This is a genomic window from Deinococcus sedimenti (assembly GCF_014648135.1).
Taxonomy (GTDB): Bacteria; Deinococcota; Deinococci; order Deinococcales; family Deinococcaceae; genus Deinococcus; species Deinococcus sedimenti.
In genome coordinates, this window is sequence record NZ_BMQN01000052.1 from 1 (window position 1) to 2,807 (window position 2,807).

Sequence of the window (2,807 nt, forward strand, 5' to 3'; positions counted from 1 at the left end):
CGGACATTCTGTCCTCCAGTGTGGATCACACTGAACTTACCCTCCACCAAACTCTATCCAGTTCAAAGTTCGCCTCGAAGCGCTCGACGATGTACAGGGCGTGCAGGTGATTGGCTGCAAAGATGATGGTTTTACCGAGGACATCCCCGCCCTGCACTTTGAGCCCGAGGGTCATCAGATCCTTGAGCACCTCATCCACGGTGCTCTGGTTGAACAACCACTGGTTGATTTCCGTCGCGGCGATCTCTTCGCGTCGGCCGCCCACCTCATCCCATTCCAGGGCGTCGAACTCGTCCTTTTCCTCGTCGCTCAATTCGGCGTAGCGGATGCCGCGTTGCAGGAACCGGGGCGTGCGGTCCTGTCCACGCGGCGGCACGAGGTACTGATCGCGCACCGCCTCCTCCAGGCTGTAGGCGTACAGGGGCACGCCGTCCTCCATGCTGAAGAGACGGTACGTGTTACGGTCCACCTCGTCTTTGGGCGTGGCGGTCAGGCCCAGCAGGTACGCGTCGAAGTAACTGAAGATCGCGCCGAACTTGCGGTACACGCTCCGGTGAGCCTCGTCCACGATCACCAAGTCAAAGTGCCCCGGCCCGAACACCTTCTCGCCGCCACTGAGCTGCCCGGACTCGATCATGCCCAGCATGGTCTGGTACGTACTGACGACCACCCGCGCGTTCTCGGCGTCCTCCTTGCCCTCCAGCAGGTTGTGAACCCCGCCCGGAATGAACTTCCCGAACACCCCGACCGTTTGCTTCACCAGGGCCTGACGGTCAGCGAGGAACAGCACCCGCTTGACCCACCCGGCCCGCTGCAGCAGCTCAATGATGGCGGCCGCCGTGCGCGTCTTGCCTGTGCCGGTCGCCATCACGATCAGCCCCCGGCGCTGCCGCCCCGTGAGCCGCTCCGTGAACGCCCGCACCGCCAAGTGCTGATAGGGCCGCTCCACGATCTCGTTCTGAATGGCGTGATCCGCCAGCGGCAGGCGCGTCTGCCGACGCTGGATAGCCAGTTCCAACTCGTCCGCCGCGTAGAACCCAGCCACATCCCGCGGGGGATACCCACCGTTCGGGGCGAACGCGGCGTCGTCCCACAGGAACGTCCGCGTGCCATTGGTGTAGAAGATGACGGGACGACGCCCGAACTGCGCCTCCAGGCGGTCGGCGTACAGCTTGGCCTGCTGACGCCCGTCCTCAGCATTCACGCTGGTCTTCTTGGCCTCCACGACTGCCAGCGGCCGCCCATCCGCGCCCCACAGCACGTAATCCACGTACCCGTTCCCGCTGGTCGTCGGCATTCCCGTGACTGGGTACTCGCGGACGTTGTCGTCATCCGGTTCCCACCCGACCTCCCGCAGGAGCACGTCAATCAACCGCTCGCGGGTCGCTTTTTCACTGCTGGCCATGGAAACGGCGCGGCCCGAGTTGCGGCTCTTCCGGGCCCGCACCTGCACCCGCAGGGCACTGAGCTCCGCCTCGTACCCTTCCACCCGGCGGCGCAACTCCTCCCTCTCGGACTGCTCGCGAACAAGGCGGCCCTCCAGCTCTTCCAGCTGCTTGCGGGACAGCCGGGCCGCGTCCGCTGCGGGCGCAGGCACGAGCGTCTCACTGAACGCCTCAGGCAACGCGGCGTTTTCATCGGCCCCGTAGTTCCAGGCGAACCAGCGGGCGACATACCACAGGTCACGCACGGTCCCCATGGCCTGCCCGGACGTGATCTCCCGCCCCCCATGCACCGCCTGATTCCCCTCACGCCGTACCAGATCCGCATGAGGCTGCACCTGGGACGGCACCAGTCGCGTGAACGCGTCCGAACGCAGCAGCGCATTCAGGCTGGTGTCGTAAGGCTGCGGGCTGAACTCGGGGTCGTTGGTGAACAACCACCCGACCAGGCCCTCCAGCGCGCGCCGAGCGTGAAAGCTCGCCGTGCGTGGATCACTGCGGACGTAGTTCTCGGCCAGCGCTGCCGCCTGAAACAGTTCAGGCCACTCCTGCAAGAAAGCAAAATTCGACAAGAAAGTACCTCGGAGGAGATGCGTGGAGGGGAAGCTATCTTAGTTCGAGAGCCCGAAAACTGAGCTCGCCGGAAAAAGCCTGGGTTTGGAGAGAGGCGAGCAACCTAGTGATGTGTTCTCGAGATGCCTGAGCCTGTGCGATTAAGGCCTCTATTCCTTACCTCGTTTAGGGCTCACGCCATGACCTGTTCAATGGCTCCCAGAGGGCAAAAAATGGAGACGGTATGGCTAGATACCGTCTCCATCACAGTTTAGGCCGACGAGCCGTCATCCGTCAGCTTCACCGCTGGGCCAAACGGCATTTCAGTGACCTCAAGCGATGTTCGCACCAAAAACTGAGCGACGCACTGCTGGTCGCCCTGTTGCTCAGCCGACTGGTCTTCAAACATCCGTTCCCGTCCATCTGGTGGAACCTCCTGAGGGAAGATCGACACGATCTTCCCTCCTACACGCAGGCGTATACCCGGGGACAGCGATTGCTTGAACGACTTGAAGCGGTCGCCACCCCATCACAGTCCTGCACGGAAGTGATCGTCGATTCTATGCCCCTGCCCGTGTGCCGACCCAAACGGGGGAAGCGGTGCTCGTTTCCTGGTGCTCGTTGGGGTTATGGCACGCAGGGAGACGTCTACGGATACAAGTTGCACGCGTGGGTGACCGCTTCAGGTGCCATCGTGCAGTATCTGGTCCGACCAGCCAACTTGCACGACACGACCGTGAGCTACGAGGGTTCTGGCAACTTAACCTGAGTGACGCCGGAGTAGCGCAGCAGGTGGCTTGATTCTCAAGCCAC

1 protein-coding gene and 1 pseudogene are annotated in these 2,807 nt (G+C 62.8%); one reads left to right on the plus strand and one right to left on the minus strand.

Going from position 1 to position 2,807, the window contains the following annotated elements; genetic code table 11:
- Window positions 1-25: 25 nt before the first annotated feature.
- The gene (locus IEY69_RS21535) at window positions 26-2,014 is read right to left on the minus strand and encodes a DEAD/DEAH box helicase family protein (protein WP_189075118.1); all 1,989 of its coding nucleotides are present in this window, start codon (window positions 2,012-2,014) and stop codon (window positions 26-28) included.
- 224 nt (window positions 2,015-2,238) lie between these two features.
- Here IEY69_RS21535 and IEY69_RS21540 point away from each other — a divergent pair.
- A pseudogene (locus IEY69_RS21540) lies at window positions 2,239-2,742 on the plus strand (transposase); the annotation flags it as partial.
- Window positions 2,743-2,807 lie beyond the last annotated feature (65 nt).